Annotated in this window: 14 protein-coding genes and 1 other RNA gene; 7 read left to right on the forward strand and 8 right to left on the reverse strand. The window is 53.6% G+C overall.

All coding sequences use genetic code 11. The features are described from left to right. The first annotated feature begins 44 nt into the window (after nt 1–44). Complete coding sequence (locus tag EHSB41UT_RS08460; RefSeq protein WP_087108724.1) at nt 45–1,058, forward strand: tetratricopeptide repeat protein; 1,014 nt, start codon at nt 45–47, stop codon at nt 1,056–1,058. 110 nt (nt 1,059–1,168) lie between these two features. Here the strand turns inward: EHSB41UT_RS08460 and recR are convergent, their stop codons facing one another. The 4 genes from recR to ffs all read right to left on the reverse strand — a co-directional run bounded on the left by recR (nt 1,169) and on the right by ffs (nt 4,573). Then, nucleotides 1,169–1,771, reverse strand: coding sequence for a recombination mediator RecR (recR, locus tag EHSB41UT_RS08465; RefSeq protein ID WP_087108726.1), 603 nt, complete (start codon nt 1,769–1,771; stop codon nt 1,169–1,171). 47 nt (nt 1,772–1,818) lie between these two features. Then, nucleotides 1,819–2,145 (reverse strand): YbaB/EbfC family nucleoid-associated protein, encoded by a 327-nt coding sequence (locus EHSB41UT_RS08470; protein ID WP_087108728.1) that lies wholly within the window; start codon nt 2,143–2,145, stop codon nt 1,819–1,821. 54 nt (nt 2,146–2,199) lie between these two features. Then, nucleotides 2,200–4,308, reverse strand: coding sequence for a DNA polymerase III subunit gamma/tau (dnaX, locus tag EHSB41UT_RS08475; RefSeq protein WP_087108730.1), 2,109 nt, complete (start codon nt 4,306–4,308; stop codon nt 2,200–2,202). A gap of 168 nt (nt 4,309–4,476) precedes the next feature. After that, an RNA gene (gene ffs / locus EHSB41UT_RS08480) (signal recognition particle sRNA small type) lies at nt 4,477–4,573 on the reverse strand. 195 nt (nt 4,574–4,768) lie between these two features. Between ffs and EHSB41UT_RS08485 the strand changes: the two genes are divergently transcribed. Further along, the gene (locus tag EHSB41UT_RS08485) at nt 4,769–5,305 is read left to right on the forward strand and encodes a hypothetical protein (protein WP_087108732.1); all 537 of its coding nucleotides are present in this window, start codon (nt 4,769–4,771) and stop codon (nt 5,303–5,305) included. An 81-nt stretch (nt 5,306–5,386) separates the two neighbouring features. On the opposite strand, the gene EHSB41UT_RS08490 is transcribed toward EHSB41UT_RS08485, so the two are convergent. The 3 genes from EHSB41UT_RS08490 to EHSB41UT_RS08500 form a co-directional block, all read right to left on the reverse strand. After that, nucleotides 5,387–6,577, reverse strand: coding sequence for an LVIVD repeat-containing protein (locus tag EHSB41UT_RS08490; RefSeq protein WP_087108734.1), 1,191 nt, complete (start codon nt 6,575–6,577; stop codon nt 5,387–5,389). Nucleotides 6,578–6,696: 119 nt separating this feature from the next. Next, the gene (gene pncB / locus EHSB41UT_RS08495; protein ID WP_087108736.1) at nt 6,697–7,869 is read right to left on the reverse strand and encodes a nicotinate phosphoribosyltransferase; all 1,173 of its coding nucleotides are present in this window, start codon (nt 7,867–7,869) and stop codon (nt 6,697–6,699) included. Nucleotides 7,870–7,920: 51 nt separating this feature from the next. Continuing rightward, on the reverse strand, nt 7,921–8,607 hold the full coding sequence (locus EHSB41UT_RS08500) for a nicotinamidase (RefSeq protein ID WP_087109016.1): 687 nt from the start codon (nt 8,605–8,607) through the stop codon (nt 7,921–7,923). Nucleotides 8,608–8,751: 144 nt separating this feature from the next. Here EHSB41UT_RS08500 and EHSB41UT_RS08505 point away from each other — a divergent pair, with 144 nt between their 5' ends. Then, nucleotides 8,752–9,468, forward strand: coding sequence for an NUDIX hydrolase (locus EHSB41UT_RS08505; RefSeq protein ID WP_133060447.1), 717 nt, complete (start codon nt 8,752–8,754; stop codon nt 9,466–9,468). Here EHSB41UT_RS08505 and EHSB41UT_RS08510 read toward each other — a convergent pair. Continuing rightward, nucleotides 9,465–10,394: a TIGR01777 family oxidoreductase gene (locus tag EHSB41UT_RS08510; RefSeq protein ID WP_087108739.1), complete on the reverse strand. Its 930-nt coding sequence runs from the start codon at nt 10,392–10,394 to the stop codon at nt 9,465–9,467. The genes EHSB41UT_RS08505 and EHSB41UT_RS08510 overlap by 4 nt on opposite strands. Nucleotides 10,395–10,501: 107 nt before the next feature. On the opposite strand from EHSB41UT_RS08510, the gene EHSB41UT_RS08515 reads away from it, so the two are divergent. The 4 genes from EHSB41UT_RS08515 (at nt 10,502) to EHSB41UT_RS08530 (ending at nt 14,874) form a co-directional block, all read left to right on the forward strand. Beyond that, nucleotides 10,502–12,286 (forward strand): acyl-CoA dehydrogenase C-terminal domain-containing protein, encoded by a 1,785-nt coding sequence (locus EHSB41UT_RS08515; protein WP_087108741.1) that lies wholly within the window; start codon nt 10,502–10,504, stop codon nt 12,284–12,286. 17 nt (nt 12,287–12,303) lie between these two features. Continuing rightward, nucleotides 12,304–13,740, forward strand: a complete 1,437-nt coding sequence (gene phrB / locus EHSB41UT_RS08520; protein WP_087108744.1) for a deoxyribodipyrimidine photo-lyase — start codon at nt 12,304–12,306, stop codon at nt 13,738–13,740. 3 nt (nt 13,741–13,743) lie between these two features. Then, nucleotides 13,744–14,127 carry a c-type cytochrome gene (locus tag EHSB41UT_RS08525; protein WP_087108746.1) on the forward strand — a complete coding sequence of 128 codons (384 nt, stop codon included), beginning with the start codon at nt 13,744–13,746 and terminating at the stop codon, nt 14,125–14,127. Between the two features lie 69 nt (nt 14,128–14,196). After that, complete coding sequence (locus tag EHSB41UT_RS08530; protein ID WP_087108748.1) at nt 14,197–14,874, forward strand: nucleotidyl transferase family protein; 678 nt, start codon at nt 14,197–14,199, stop codon at nt 14,872–14,874. Nucleotides 14,875–14,881: the final 7 nt, after the last annotated feature.

The following is a 14,881-nucleotide window of genomic DNA, read 5'->3' on the forward strand; positions in this document are numbered from 1 at the left end:
TAATAACAACTTTGATAACAACAAAAATACCGGAGTTGCAGCCAATGACATCGCTTTTCCGTTCATCCCTGTTCAGAGTGCTCACAGCCACTCTGGTTCTGATTGGCTCACTGGCCAGTGCCAATACCACACCCGAACAGTGGAACAGCTATCCGGCCGAACTGCCTAAATTTGATTACAGCGGCGACAAGCTTAAAGCCAACTGGGATCTTCTGACCCGTGGTACAAAAGAGCCATTCCCGGATGTGGCCTACATCAAATCCATGGCCGAGCAATATCCTGAAGCTATGGATCTCTCCATTAAGGAGCTGCGGGAAAACTCCAAAGCCATGGGCATTGATTATGTAATCTCCGATACCCTGACCGAGCAGGACTACCAGTTTTATGCAGAGCTGATTCAGCAGACCTGGCGCTTCCTGTTTGAAGGTCGCTTCCAGGATGCCCGTGAGCTGGGTATGCGTCTCGGCCCTATGGGTTATATTCCCGGCCTCTATGCCCAATCCATCTATGCTCAGCACCTGTCCAATACGCAGGAAGAAAAGCACACCATGCTGCGTGAGGTCATTGATACTACTGACCGCATGGAAAAGTATGTGCCGGACTATCCGTTCATCCTGTTCGGCAACGCTTACGCCAAAGCCCGTATTGCTGAAGATCTGTCCATGGCCAAGGCTCTGGCCACCGGTTACACCAAGCCGATGAAGAAGAGCCTGGAGAAACTAATCAGCCTTTACCCATCACATATGTACGGTTACGCCTCCCTGGGCGGCCTGCATGGCGGCATTGTGGAAAAATCCGGCAGCAAGTTCCTGGCCCGTATGACTTACGGCGCAACTGTGGATGATATGGAGAAGTATTTCGGTGTAGCTCTGGATGCCAAGCCGGCCCTGCCTGTCACCCGTCTGGAATATGCCATTGCCCTGCACCGGGTCTTCGGCGACAAGAAGAAAGAGGAAGCTCTGGCCTACCTGCGGGAAGCAGTTGCCATGACGCCTGTGCATGCGGAAGAGAGCCTGGATATCGCCAAGGCCAATCGCTTGTTGAAAGAGTGGCAATAACTTTCAGTTAGATATCGTTCCCACGCTGAGCGTGGGAACGAGTAGACATAAATAAGCCCGCAACCGCGGGCTTATTCATAAGTAGCTTGTCTATCAGTCGCTCGTAGCGATCAATCCACCAGCTCACGACGACCGGCAAAGGCATGCATCAATGTGCCGCCATCAATATATTCCAGCTCCCCACCCAACGGCACACCGTGGGCAATTCGGGAAACCTTCACCCCAAGCTTACGCAGACTGGCAGCAATATAGTGAGCAGTCGCTTCGCCTTCGACCGTTGGATTCGTAGCAAGAATGACTTCCTGCACCTCATCGCCTTCTACCTGAGCCAGCAACTGATCGATACCGATATCTTCCGGACCAATCCCGTCGATAGGCGACAGATGTCCCATCAGCACGAAGTAGTGACCTTTAAAGCCTCCAGCCTGTTCGATAGCCAGCACATCCGCAGGCGTTTCTACCACGCAGACCAGACCGGCATCACGGCGAGGGTCAGAGCAAATCTCGCAGATATCGCTTTCGGTCAACGTACGGCAGCGCTGACAGTGGCCAACCTTTTCAGCGGCCTGCTGCAAAGCTTCAGACAGTTTGAAAGCGCCCTTACGGTCACGCTCCAGCAGATGCAGCATCATCCGCTGTGCAGATTTGGGACCCACACCCGGCAGACACTGCAGGGAGTCCATAAGCTGGACAATCAATGGGCTGAATGACATAGGCTGATGACCTCCCTGTTACTCGTTAGCCAAACAATACGTTTTGATCAGAACGGCATCTTGAAGCCGGCAGGCATACCCATGCCACCGGTCAGGTCAGACATACGATCCTGCTGATTCTTTTCCACTTTACGAACAGCGTCGTTCATAGCAGCAGCAATCAGATCTTCCAGGATTTCCTTGTCGTCTCCCATCAGGGCAGGGTCGATTTCAACACGGCGAACATCGTGACGACCCGTCATGGTCACTTTCACCATACCGGCACCGGATTCACCAACCACTTCAGCATTGGCCAGCTCTTCCTGCATTTTCTGCATCTGTTCCTGCATCTTCTGGGCCTGCTTCATCAGGCCGCCCATGCCACCTTTCATCATAACTGCATCATCCTGTATAGGGGTTTAAAAACGACTATTGCTTATATGGGGACTCTAACCCACAGGTTCAATCGTGTGTTCCTGAATCGTTCCAGAGAAAGCCTGCACCAGAGCCTGAACCCGGTCATCATTAACAAAGCTTTCCCGGGCTTCCGCCAGACGCTCAAGACGACGGCGCTCACGATAAGCCGCCGGTGTTTCGGTCTGAATATCACCGGTTTCCACCTCAAGGGAGATACCGGCTTCAAAATAATTGCTCAGTGCTTCCTGAATACGCACGCGATGCACATCGCTGTAAAGCGTATCGTGTGCGCCATCAAGACGCAGAACCACCTGATTGCCACTCACCGAGGCCAGCTCACAGTTGGAGACAATGGCCCCGGTCACCCCGCCAATCCGCAAGGCTTCACTGATCGGTATCCACTGCTGAGGCACGAAGTCGGCCAGCGGCACTTTGGGCCGCTCTTCTCCAGCAGGCACGTGGGCAGTATTCTGCACAGGCTGACTGGTCACCGCTGATGCCATACTGGCCGGCTGAGGTGCAGGCTCAGGCTGAACCTGCGTATCAGACACAGGCTCATCGGAACGGAACCGTTCAGGCAGAACCGCAGGCATCACCGCATAGCTGTTGTCGTAATCCTCATCTGAGGCCGGCTGGTCATCATAGGCAGACAGCGGCGGACCATCCGGCATATAACTGCCAGCGGTTTCATCATTCCAGGGTGGAGAATCGTCCTGAGGCTGTGGAGCGGCTACAGGTTCCGCTTCAGCAACGGCAACCTCTGCACCAGCTGACTCAATAGCTTCAGCCGAAGCTGGCTGAGGCTGAGCGTTTGTTTGCGCAGCTTCCACAACAGCAACCGGTTCTGACTCAGGGCGCGCAACAGGAGTCGTCTCGACTTGTGTCTCATTCAACAATGCCGCAGCTGGAGATTGTGATATTCCACCTGCGGGCTCGGGTTCTTCTTTTTCACCCGTGGCTTCCGGCTGACTGGCCGGAGCCTGCTGAGCCTCTCGAGGCTGAGACGCATTACCTGCTGAGCCTCCCGGAAGCGGCTGGGAGGGAGCAGTTGGTACACCATCCGGACGGAAGGCCAGCATACGCAGTAGAACCATCTCAAAGCCCGAACGGGGATCTGGCGATAAAGGCAGATCCCGACGACCGATAAGACCAGTCTGATAATAGAGTTGCAGATCTTCAGCAGTCACCTGCCCGGCCAGCTGCAAAATACGCTCACGATCACCCTGACTGTTATCCACAACATCAGGCACAGCCTGAGCCAGCGCCACACGATGCAGAGCGGAAAGCATATCCGCCAGCACCGCAACATAGTCCGGCCCATGTTCGGCCAGTTCTGCCACGGCCTGCAGTACACTACCGGCCTGCCCGGATACCAGTGCATCCAGAACTCGGTAAACCTGATCCTGATCTATGGTTCCCAGCATCGCAGTTACGCCCTGACTGGTCAGGGTATCACCACAGTAGGCAATGGCCTGATCCGTCAGACTGAGCGCATCACGCATACTGCCGTCTGCGGCGCGACCCAATTGCCATAGCGCAGGCATTTCAAAGGGTACGTTTTCTGCCTTGAGAACATTCTCAAGATGTTCCACCACCTTTTCCGGCGGCATATTTTTCAGGCTGAACTGCAGGCAGCGGGACAGAATCGTGATCGGCAGCTTGTGCGGATCCGTGGTTGCCAGCAGGAATTTAATATGGGGAGGCGGCTCTTCCAGAGTTTTCAACAGGGCGTTGAAACTGTGGGTACTGAGCATGTGCACCTCATCGATGAGGTAGACCTTGAAGCGCCCGCGCGTGGGTGCGTACTGGACGTTATCCAGCAGCTCTTTAGTATCTTCCAGGCGGGTACGACTAGCCGCATCGACCTCAATCAGATCAACGAAACGGCCTTCATCAATTTCTTTACAGGCGGAACACTGGCCACAAGGCTCGGAGGTTACGCCGGTTTCACAATTCAGGCACTTGGCCAGAATCCGGGCGATGGTGGTCTTGCCGACACCGCGGGTGCCGGTAAACAGGTAAGCATGGTGCAGCCGGTTATTGTCGAGGGCATTCACCAGCGCCTGCAAAACATGGACCTGCCCCACCAGTTCCTTGAAGTTACGGGGGCGCCATTTGCGCGCAAGCACCTGATAACTCATGGGTTATTAGCCACCATTCAGCTCTCTGACCGAAGACGAAAAACAGCATACTATGCTAACTGAGTTGCTGCTTTTATGCACGGGGGAAACCAGTGTAACGAATGCTCGAATGTAGAGCTGGGACAATAAAGCAGAAGAGTATTGCGAGAAACGCAAGAATGGAGGCGGACCCGCCAGCCACATCTCGGCACATGTGCGCACTGCTACCGTTGCTCCCTTCCGGGCCTGGCGGAGTTCACAGCTGCCCATTGCGAGAGGACCGGCAGGCCCACCACAGAGACAGTTCTTACAGACTGAGCTGCAGAGAACGGGTGTGGATTCTCCATAAACATTGAGGTCTTTGCAAGTACGGAGACAATAAATTTTCCGAAGTCGCCTTATTCCAATAAGGCAGCCCATACAGCTTTGGCTAGACTCCCCTGCGGCATTTGCTTTCCAGATTCCCTCCAAGAGGTTTGGTATGCGTCCCTCAGGTTTCACTATTGGCCGAATAATTCTTGCCGCCAGTGCCCTTATGGCTTTTCCTCTTTGCGCTGATAACTCACCTTTTGATGGCAAGTGGTCCGGCACCTTTGATACCACGATCAAAAGCAAAGATTCATCCACGGCACTCCACAGCCAGAACTTCATGGCTCTGGGCAGTGGCAATACGCCCACCTGCAGTTGCCAGATGACGGCCGAAATATCCATAGATACCACCAACCCGTCCGCTCAGCTGCACTTTGCACCACCTACAGCGACCGACGCGGCTAATGATTCCCTGTGCAAACAGTACCTGAAGAATCAGTGCAATGGTCAGACCTTCTCCAACAATGTCACCCTGTCGGATGACAATGTCATCACCCTCTCCATCGACCCGTATGCCTCACAGGACTTCAACTATGTGTACAACCTGACGCTGGCTAACGGACAGCTGACTGGAGCAAAGACAGCCTCACTGCCCTCCGATGCCACCAAGCTTTCCATCCACTACACCATCACTCTGCAGCACAATTAACAGACTTATCCACTCCCTGCATCAGACCTAACAAACAAGCTGATGCAGGAGAGTCATGACGGCTCAAACTTTATTTCCGCTCTACTGCCCAGAAATCTTCATCACCGCCATATTGGCTCCACTGGTGCCAAACAAATACAAATAGTCGTCTTTAATCGCCATGGCATAGGGGGCAGCAATGGAGTGCCCCTTGTCATCATGGATATTGGTGACAGTTGTGACTTTTTTGAGATGCGTTGGATCGGTGGCATCAATCACACTTACACCACCGCTCCCAACTTCCATAGGAGAAAAAATGGTGTTGCCGCTCATCTTGATGCGATTGGATTTGGAGAGCGTTTTATCAATCAGCTTTCCGACCTCCTTGGGTTCAGAAGGATTGGAAACATCAAAGGCCACCACGCCACCGGGAGAACCCCAGGCCGCCGAGTAGAGAATATGGGAATACTTATCGCGCGGATCTTTCAGTGAAACCATCTGATCGTAAGCATCATCCTGCAGGGTTTTAACAATCTTCATCCCCTTACCCTGGACCAGACCGGAGAGATCAACAACGACAAAACGGTTTCCATGAAAGGCGCCGCAGTAGGCGTGATCGCCCTCCACATGCACACCTTCCAGCCCCTCACCGAAGATAAACGAAAATCCAAGGTCGATACTGGCAATCTGCTTGGGATGTTTGGGATCAGTCACATCAACAGCCACCAGTTGAGACGCTTGCGGGGCCGTGATAATCGCGAAGTTCTTTTTCCCCGAGGAATAAATTTTCACATGCAGCGCACGAAAGTAAGGCAGCACACCAACGCCATCCAGCGGCAACGTACTTAAATGTCCGATCTTTTTCGGATCACTGATATCGAGAATATGCAGCTTCCCGGTGTAAATAGATAACGCTGCCAAGTAATTCCCCCAGAGCGCCTGCCCTTCCATGCAGTTATCTATTTTGAGACTGACTTTGGCGGTTTCTGGATACCAACGACCCGTCAAGGTTGGGGTCGCCGGTGATGACACATCATAAAGACTCAGCCCACCTTCCGAACCACCACGCTCATGATCGCCACGGGAGGTCAGCACCAGAAGATCCGGATGCTCCTCATAGATTTTGGCTCGGACGACATAGGTCAGATTCTGTTCATCCTGAATAATGGATTGCAGTTGAAGGCTGGGGCTGGCGAATAAAACCGGGGCAACGCAGGAAAGAAGCAGAGCTGAGAGAGATTGCGGCCTGAAAGGTAGTAAACGCTGCAACCTGCCCCATAGAGAAACAGTCATGACACACTCCTCACGGAAACGCGAACCAGACTATCGAAACAGTCAGGGGGTAAAGAGGAGTGACCAGTTTAGAAGTGATACGCAGGTCTGTAATAACAGACCTGCGTTAGATGACGCTGTCAGATCAGACCATAGATACGCTTGAGGTTTTCCACATAGCCCGTATCAAGACACATGGTCTTACCCGGAGCATCGGAGATTTTGGCAACCGGCTGACCATTACACGACACTAATTTTAAAACCATGTTTAACGGCTTACCGCCAACATCGTTCGTCAGCCAGGTACCAATCCCGAAGCTTGTATTGATACGACCAGCAAAGTGATGACTGATCTCCCAGGCGCGGGTGAAATCCAAACCGTCACTGAAGACCAGATTACGAGAACGTGGATCGATATCCAGCTGCTCATAATGGGCAACGGCACGCTCTCCCCATTCAATTGGCTCACCAGAATCATGGCGCATACCGATATATCGCTGCGCCAGCTCGCCAGTAAAATCTTTCAGAAACGCCGACATACTGATGGTATCGGTTAACGCGATACCCAGCTTGCCTTTGTACTCTTCAAACCAGACTTCCAGCGCACGACGTTGACTGGTTGCCAGATCATCCACCAGCGCCTGATGCGCCTGCAGCCATTCATGCCCCATTGTACCCACCGGCTGCAGACCCAACTCTTTCGCCAGCAGAATATTACTGGTGCCCTGAATATATTCCGGCACTTCCTGCTGCAGAGTTTCCAGCAACTCTCGATGCCAGGCTCCGCTAAAACGACGGCGGGTACCAAAATCAACAAAGTGAAAACCTTCGGCCTTATCCACCTGACTCTGCAGCCACTGGATTTTCACCTGCAGGTTATCCCGCGCCTGCTCAAGGCTTGCACCCGCCTGATAGCGACGTCCGTACAGCTCACTGACAATAGCCAGAATGTAAATTTCAAACAGGGTCACTTCCAGCCAGGAGCCCTGAACATTCACTTCCAGAGCCTGCTCGGTGATCTCAACATCAACCCTGGAAGGATCCAGGCGATGCTGTTCCAGCCAGTCCAGATAATCACCCTGGAAGATACCAGTGCCGGTCAGCCAGCTTTTTTCATCCTGTGTCAGCTGCAACTGTGCCAATGCATCAATCTGCTCGCGCACCTCGTCAGCCAATGGCCGTAGATCCACATCCGAACGACAGTGGAAGCGGGCATCAACTACCGCTGTCGGGTAATGATGAAAGATGGCCTGCTGCATGGTCAGCTTGTAAAAATCAGTGTCCAGCAGCGAACGAATAATGGGATAAGACATAACAAAACGGCCTGGGCGGTCAGCGCCCAAAATCAATCATGAACTGCAGGCTTACATCACCTGCAGCTGTTCTACACTCTCTACCACTTCAATACCGGCATCGGCCATTTCCTGCAGTGCCAGCTCAACAGTTTCCGGAGCCAGACCACGACAGGCCGCACGATTCACGACAACCTGAAAGCCCGCCCGGGCCAGTTGCAGCGCCGAGGTCTTCACGCAGTAATCCAGCGCCAAGCCACCTACCAAAACGGTCTCAATACCACGTACCTTCAGGTACTCGATAACACCGGTACTCATGCGTTCGGCCAGATCGTGATAGCAGCAGCCGTAGGGATGCATATCCGGCTCAACACCTTTCCAGGTGAAGAAATCGTAGTCGGCAGGGCGGGGAAGCCCCTCAATCAACTCAAAGCCTTTGGTACCCGGCACGGCATGGCGGGGCCAGCGAATATCAACATTCTCACCCGCGTCTTCACCCAGCGGGGTCAGTGGCGGGTGCTGCTCGTCAGCTTCCCATACAGCACCTGCAGGGTGGGCATCCTTGGAGCCGATACGGACAGACGCCAGCAGCGCCTGACGGTTCAATTCCGCAACAATTTCAGTGCCTTCCGGAATCGGCAGCTCATTCGGGCATACCGGGGTAAAGCAGTTCTGGGCATCCACATCCAGGGATGCCACCCGCTCACGGGGAGGCACGGGCAGAACGCCCTGCTGTATGGTGATTTCTGTTTCGAGCATATTCCCCACGACTGAATAATTATACTAAGTGAACTAGATTCCTTAACATAGTGAAACTGATTCCAAAAGCTGTCAAGATGAACAACAGACAGTTTGGTTATTTCAGATAACCGGTTATTCCTCTAAACGAGACCGCAGACGGACATGAGCCAGAGCTCAGCGCACAACCCGGCCACAGAGCCCCTCCCCTTATCCATGGCCCTGATTTCGGTGGATTGTGTGGTATTGCGCCTGCATCAAGGTCAGCTGCAGGTTCTGACAGCCCCTGCCGGGCATCCAAACGCCCGTCACCCTTTTGCCCTGCCGGCGGGGCGCATTGAAATCAGCCAGGATCATAATCTCGAACAGGCGGCCCGCCGCCATATCGGCTACCTGACCCAGACCGTGCCCTCCTGGTTGGAACAGGTAGAAACCATCGGCAACGACTCCCGGGACAGCCGGGGCTGGTCATTAACCGTGGTTTATTTCGCGCTGATGAGAGATGAACCGGAAGCCGATACGCCTGATGCCCGCTGGCATGACATCACACCAGGAGGCGAATTGCCTGCCCTGGCTTACGACCATCAAATACTGCTGAAGGCAGCGATTGAACGTCTGTGTAACAAGATCCAGTACACGACGCTTCCTCTCTATCTGCTGCCAGAAAGTTTTGCTCTGGCTGATATCCGGGATGTCTTCCAGAGCTTGCTGGGTAAAGCACCACCTATGCGCTCATTGCGCAATCGTTTTAATGAAGAGACTGTTCTGGAAGGCACCGGTGAGAAACGCTACGGTAGCAACAGACCCGCAACGCTGTACCGGATGAAGAGTGAGGCGGTCGGTAAACGCATGTTCTCCCGCCTCTATGAGTCCACTCGCTAAAGTAGATCAGACAAGGCTTCAGGCAGGGATGGGAAACGGAAGGTAAAGCCCTGGCTTTCCAGCCCCGCAGGTATGGGTCGCTGCCCTTCCAGCAATAACATTGCCCCCTCACCAAAAGCCAGCCTCATCACAAATGCCGGTGCAGGAAATATTGCCGGACGATGCACGGCACGCCCCAGACTTTTGGTAAATTCCCGATTATCCACCGCTCCAGGCGCCACCATATTGAATGCCCCACTGGCCGACTGATGGTTCAGCAAATGGACAATAGCGGCCACCATATCGTGAATATGAATCCACGGCATAACCTGCCGACCATGGCCAACCGGGCCACCTAACCCCATACGAAATGGCGGCAGCAGTTTCACCAGGGCACCATGATTTGGATGCAAAACAATACCGGTTCGGATCAGACATAAACGATCCGCAGGCACCTTAGCCGCTGCAGCTTCCCAATCCGCACACAGCCGGGCCGAGAAATCATCTCCAGCCAGCGCATCTTCTTTCAGAGGCTGATCACCGTGCGCCGTGCCGTAATAACCCACCGCCGAGCCACTCAACAAGACAGATAGGCGAGCACCTCGCTGGTTTAACCATTCTCCAAGCCGCTCCGTCAGACCTATACGACTGTCGCGAAGAGCCTTTTTGCGTACGAGGCTCCAGCGTTTATCCATAATGCCTTCGCCTGCAAGGTTGATACAGGCCGCGGGATCTTCATCGTAAGGCCAATCATTGAAATCCCTGATAGTCTTTACGCTGTGACCTAACACTCGCGCCACCGCCTGCTCATTTTGGCGGCTGAGTACAACAACATCCCAGCCATCCGCCAGCAATTCCGGAACCAGGAATCGACCGATAAAGCCGGTTCCACCGGTTAGCAACAGTTTGTTATTACCGGTTCTCCACCAGCCTGTTTCTGCACTCATAAGCTCCTGCCTCGACGGTGATCCAATAGAGCTGACCCAGCGTAAAGTTATACAAATCTCAAAAGTTGTATAAGTTCTTTCTATAACTTTATCCGGAGTTACCTTCCATGTCAGCACACTATCAGGCCCCACTCAGGGATATTCGTTTTCTGATCAACGAACTCTTGCAAGGTGGTCGTACCGATGAGATCGAAAAATTCTCGGAAGTCACTCCTGATCTGATCGATGCGATTCTCGAAGAGGGTGCGCGCATCTGTGAGAACGAGTTCCTGGCCGCCAATGCTCCAGGCGATGAACAGGGCTGCACCTATCATCCCGACACCCGCTCAGTAACCACCCCCAATGAATACAAACAGGCTTACAAGGCTTTCGCTGAAGGCGGCTGGCTCAGCATGGCGCTGGATGAAGCCTATGGCGGACAGGCCATGCCCCATCTGCTCGGCTTCGTCATGGAAGAGATGTCCTGCTCAGCCAATATGTCACTCAGCATGTATCCCGGTCTGACCATTGGCGCCATGAATCTCATCTCCGCCCATGCCAGTGAAGAACTCAAACACAAATACCTGCCACGCATGGCAACCGGCGAATGGACCGGCACCATGTGTTTAACCGAACCCCAATGTGGAACCGATCTTGGCCTGATCAAATCCAAGGCCGTACCAAACGACGATGGCAGTTTTGCGCTGACCGGCAACAAGATCTGGATCACCAGCGGTGAGCACGATCTGGCCGACAATATTATTCATCTCGTTCTCGCCAAACTGCCCGATGCCCCTTCCGGCGTAAAAGGCATTTCCCTGTTTCTGGTTCCCAAATTCCTTGGTGAGGAAGCCAAAGACGAAAATAGAAACCCAATCTGGTGTACCGGACTGGAACACAAGATGGGCATCAAAGGTTCCGCAACCTGCTTTATCAGTCTGGAAGAAGCCACCGGATGGCTGGTTGGCGAACCCCATCGCGGCCTTCATGCCATGTTTACCATGATGAACGACGCGAGACTTATGGTAGGCCTGCAAGGGCTGGGAGCTTCAGTCTCGGCCTACCAGACGGCACTGGCCTTTGCCAAAGAACGTCAGCAGAGCCGCAGCGTCACCGGCCCCAAACAGCCCAACCAACCGGCCGACACCATTACCGTTCATCCCGATGTCCGCCGGATGTTGCTGCGCCAGAAGACCATGATTGAAGCCAATCGCGCGCTGGCTTATTGGACCGGTATGCATATTGATGTCGCCCGCCATCATAAGGACCCTGACCAACGACAGGCGGCAGATGATTTCGTACAACTGCTCACCCCGATCGTTAAAGCCCACCTGACAGATGAAGGCTCCACCTGCTGCAATCTGGCCATCCAGACCCTGGGCGGCTCTGGCTATACCAAAGACTGGGGAATTGAACAGCTGGCCCGGGACGTGCGCATCACTCGTATTTACGAAGGCACCAACGGTATTCAGGCGCTGGATCTGGTCGGCCGCAAGCTGCCCTCCAATGGTGGCCGGGCTATGCGCAGCCTGTTGTCACTCATTAACGATGATATTGCCAAACTGGAACAGCAACCCCACAGCGAACAGGTTCGCCACGCCCTGCAGGATTTACAGACAGCCACTTTATGGCTCAGCAAGGAAGGATTAAAAGATCCGGAACAGGCCGCACAGGCAGCATCTCCGTTTCTACGACTGATGGGGCTGACACTGGGAGGCTGGCTATGGTTAAAAATGGCCGCGCTGGCCAAAGAGGCATTGGACAAAGGCAGCAGTGAAGCGGCATTCTACAATGCCAAAATCAAGTCTGCGGCGTTCTTCCTGAGCAAAGTTCTGCCCGAAACGCGACTGCTGCTTAAGGAGATCGAAGCCGGCAAAGAGCCACTGATGGCCTTTCTCGACGAAGAATTCTAAACAGGTTTATCGCACGTATGAGCGACAACACTCTTCAACTGATCTGGCTGCGCAGGGATCTGCGCAGCCGCGATAACACCGCACTCTATCAAGCCAGCCAAAACGGCCCGGTCATCTGTATCTGGTTCAGCTTTCCCGGTCAGTGGCAGGAGCACAATGACAGCCCCAACAAACTCTGGTTCTGGCTTGAAAATATAAAGGTTCTGGAAAAGAACCTGAGCGTTCTCAACATTCCTCTCCTGACTCGCAACCTGAATCGATTTGCGGATGCACCCGAGGCACTGCTGCAAGTAGCCAAAGAGTTGGGCTGCCAAAATCTCTGGTTTAACGATGAATATGGCATCAACGAGCAACGCCGTGATGATGCTGTGGAGCAGGCCTTTCAACAGCAAGGGTTCAATTGTCACCGCTTCACCGATGATGTACTGATCAAGCCCGGACAACTACTCAACAAACAGGGACAGCCCTTCAAGGTTTTCACTCCGTTTCGTAAGGCGTTATATCGGGATCTGACGCCGGAGCAACATCAGCCTTATCCTGCGCCTGCAAAACAAAAGCCTCTCAAAGGGCAGCTTTCATCCGACCCACTTCCCGATATACAGCCCACACTCTCGGAGACAAACCTTTGGCCTGCAGGAGAAAAAGCGGCGCACCAGCAACTCAAAGCGTTTATTCAGGATAAAAGCGAGAGCTATAAAGACGATCGGGACTTCCCAGCACGCCCCGGTACCAGCATGCTGTCTTCCTACCTGACAACCGGCGTGCTGTCGGTTCGGCAATGCTTTTCAGCCGCAAGGCAAGCCAACAGTGGTGAGCTGGATACAGGCAATGCCGGACTGACCACCTGGATGAGCGAACTGATCTGGCGGGAGTTCTATAGACACATTCTGGTGTGCTTCCCGAAAGTCTGCATGAGCAAAGCGTTTCAGCCGGAAACCGATCAGATTCCCTGGAAGCAGGACACAGACCTCTTAACAGCCTGGCAGGAAGGACGAACCGGCGTTCCGATTGTTGATGCCGCCATGCGCCAGCTGGTTGCGACGGGATGGATGCACAACCGCTTACGGATGGTTGTGGCGATGTATCTCAGTAAAGATCTGCGTCTCGACTGGCGGCTGGGGGAAAGCTTCTTTATGAAGCACCTGGTCGATGGCGATATCGCGTCCAACAACGGAGGTTGGCAATGGGCGGCCAGTACCGGCACCGATGCCGCACCTTACTTCCGTATGTTTAATCCGGTCAGCCAGTCGGAAAAATTTGATCCTGATGGCGATTTCCTGCGACAGTGGTTACCGGAACTCAGGGAACTGGATAACAAATCCATTCACAACCCCAACGCCGGGAATTCCCTGTTCACGGATGAGTCGCTCTACCCAAGCCCTCTTGTTGACCACAGCAAGGCGCGGGCGGCTACACTGGAAGCCTTTAAAAAAATCAAAAAACAAAACGGGTAAGCTATGACATTCAGGGTCGCAAGGATTGAAGCTGTTTCCAGATATCTCACCGGGCTGACAACCCCTTTCCTGTTGACAGCGACCCTGATGGCTATGACCAGCCCCCTTTCCCATGCTCAGAGCAATCCTGAAAACTCCGGAAACCGCGAACAGCAACTTCAGCTGGTACAGATGAAGGGCTGTGCCAGCTGCCACGGTACCAAAGGTCAGGGCAACCCTTCCATGAAAGGCCCCAAGCTGGCCGGCCAAAACAAGGCTGAGCTGATCGCCAAACTGAAAGCCTATCGCGCCGGGGAGCGTAATAACCCCACCATGGCCATGATGGCGTACAACCTCTCGGACGAAGACATCAACACTCTGGCAGAGTACTTCAGCCAGTTTCAATAGCACTGCAACCTGCGCATTTCCAAACTCCTGCTAACCTTTTCGGCCAACCAACAATAAGGTCATCAGGACATGCGGATATTCCAGAGGGCGTTACTGCTTCTTATCGTTTCTATCGCCCCCTGCTATAGCTGCGCAAATGGCAAGCCACAGACACCAGGCCCGCATATTTATCGCGTATTCACCGATGGCATCTACGACCTCACTCACTATGGCCATGTGCGTTCGATCAAAAAGGCCCGAGAGAAAGCCAGACAGGTACTCAAGGTTCCCGACAGCCAGGTTCACCTGACAGTTGGCCTGTCAGGCAGTGAAGAGGAACGCCAGGGTTATAAGCGCGCACCGATCCTGACTCGTGAAGAGATCAAGAACCTGCTGGAGTGGGTTTATGGTGTGGATGAAGTTATCTTCAGTCCATTGATTACCACCACCGAAGTCATGGAAGCACAGAGGTATGATCTGGTGCTGGCCGGGGAAGACTACGCCCCACCGGTGAATCACCTGTTGCGCAGCGCCCACCAGAATAACCGTGGCATGCAGTATTACCCAGGCCCAATATTGGCGGGAAAGTTTGCCACCTTCCCAAGAGAACCCAATATCAGCACTACGGATATTATTCGTAGAACGGTGAGACGCGCAGCGGAGAAGATTGAGACAGAATTGCAGAAATCAGGTAATGCGGATTTTTGTGTAGAGCGCTTTTTGCAGTTACTGGATGATCATATTCCGGCACCCGCCCCGAAGGGATGAGGCAAGG

The organism is Parendozoicomonas haliclonae (assembly GCF_900174585.1).
GTDB lineage: Bacteria > Pseudomonadota > Gammaproteobacteria > Pseudomonadales > Endozoicomonadaceae > Sansalvadorimonas > Sansalvadorimonas haliclonae.

What these genes read in the sequence shown, in the direction of transcription:
- EHSB41UT_RS08460 (WP_087108724.1), top strand. Translation starts at nt 45, where the DNA reads ATGACATCGCTTTTCCGTTCATCCCTGTTCAGAGTGCTCACAGCCACT.
- recR (WP_087108726.1), bottom strand. Translation starts at nt 1,771, where the DNA reads ATGTCATTCAGCCCATTGATTGTCCAGCTTATGGACTCCCTGCAGTGT.
- EHSB41UT_RS08470 (WP_087108728.1), bottom strand. Translation starts at nt 2,145, where the DNA reads ATGATGAAAGGTGGCATGGGCGGCCTGATGAAGCAGGCCCAGAAGATG.
- dnaX (WP_087108730.1), bottom strand. Translation starts at nt 4,308, where the DNA reads ATGAGTTATCAGGTGCTTGCGCGCAAATGGCGCCCCCGTAACTTCAAG.
- EHSB41UT_RS08485 (WP_087108732.1), top strand. Translation starts at nt 4,769, where the DNA reads ATGCGTCCCTCAGGTTTCACTATTGGCCGAATAATTCTTGCCGCCAGT.
- EHSB41UT_RS08490 (WP_087108734.1), bottom strand. Translation starts at nt 6,577, where the DNA reads ATGACTGTTTCTCTATGGGGCAGGTTGCAGCGTTTACTACCTTTCAGG.
- pncB (WP_087108736.1), bottom strand. Translation starts at nt 7,869, where the DNA reads ATGTCTTATCCCATTATTCGTTCGCTGCTGGACACTGATTTTTACAAG.
- EHSB41UT_RS08500 (WP_087109016.1), bottom strand. Translation starts at nt 8,607, where the DNA reads ATGCTCGAAACAGAAATCACCATACAGCAGGGCGTTCTGCCCGTGCCT.
- EHSB41UT_RS08505 (WP_133060447.1), top strand. Translation starts at nt 8,752, where the DNA reads ATGAGCCAGAGCTCAGCGCACAACCCGGCCACAGAGCCCCTCCCCTTA.
- EHSB41UT_RS08510 (WP_087108739.1), bottom strand. Translation starts at nt 10,394, where the DNA reads ATGAGTGCAGAAACAGGCTGGTGGAGAACCGGTAATAACAAACTGTTG.
- EHSB41UT_RS08515 (WP_087108741.1), top strand. Translation starts at nt 10,502, where the DNA reads ATGTCAGCACACTATCAGGCCCCACTCAGGGATATTCGTTTTCTGATC.
- phrB (WP_087108744.1), top strand. Translation starts at nt 12,304, where the DNA reads ATGAGCGACAACACTCTTCAACTGATCTGGCTGCGCAGGGATCTGCGC.
- EHSB41UT_RS08525 (WP_087108746.1), top strand. Translation starts at nt 13,744, where the DNA reads ATGACATTCAGGGTCGCAAGGATTGAAGCTGTTTCCAGATATCTCACC.
- EHSB41UT_RS08530 (WP_087108748.1), top strand. Translation starts at nt 14,197, where the DNA reads ATGCGGATATTCCAGAGGGCGTTACTGCTTCTTATCGTTTCTATCGCC.